Here is a 714-nt window from a genome sequence, read left to right on the forward strand (position 1 = left end):
TGAAGCCTATCGGAAACACGGCGACGCCGGTTTGGTGAATCACCCGCCCATTCCTAAATGGCACGCCAACAGAACGCCTATCGAGATCGAAGAGAAGGTTCTCCATCTCCGGAGCAAATATTATCTCCACCACATTCAGATGGACGTCAAGTTCCTGACTTTTAAAGGGGCGTGCGGTGAAAAGGTTCGACGCTTCCAGTTCACTGCCATTGATGACGCGACAAGGGTGCGGGTGTTGATTTGCACTGAGAGCTGATGGAGTGGATGCCCCCTCCCGACGGCATCGCAATGTGCCAGAGTGACGTTCGCGAGAACGTCACTTAGAGGAGAGAGCATCCATGAAGGAAGTTAGCATCGTTGGCCTGGACCTTGCAAAGCGGGTGTTTCAGGTTCATGCCGCCAGAAGCGATGGAAGTGTGGTCTTGCGCAGGAAACTGTCTCGCGGCCAAGTCGTCACCTTCTTTACGGAACTGCCCAAATGCATCGTCGCGATGGAGGCCTGCGCCACCGCGCATTACTGGGCGCGTGAGATCGGCAAACTTGGCCATGATGTTCGCTTGATCCCGCCGGCCTACGTTAAGCCCTTTGTCAAGTTATGGCGAGGTGAGCATAACTTTACTAATCACGAGGTCGTCGTAATGCGGAGGAGCGCGGCCTGATCGGCGGATTTTCGCCGTTCTTGTCGATGTTCCTCCGCATTATTTCAGAGTGTGT

2 pseudogenes are annotated in these 714 nt (G+C 54.5%); both read left to right on the plus strand.

Annotated features, from left to right (window positions below):
- Positions 1-238, plus strand: a pseudogene (locus M0412_RS26420) (IS481 family transposase); the annotation flags it as partial.
- Positions 239-338: 100 nt separating this feature from the next.
- A pseudogene (locus M0412_RS26425) lies at positions 339-593 on the plus strand (IS110 family transposase); the annotation flags it as partial.
- Positions 594-714 lie beyond the last annotated feature (121 nt).

The organism is Agrobacterium sp. O3.4, assembly GCF_041414895.1.
In the GTDB taxonomy this organism is placed as follows: Bacteria; Pseudomonadota; Alphaproteobacteria; order Rhizobiales; family Rhizobiaceae; genus Agrobacterium; species Agrobacterium cucumeris.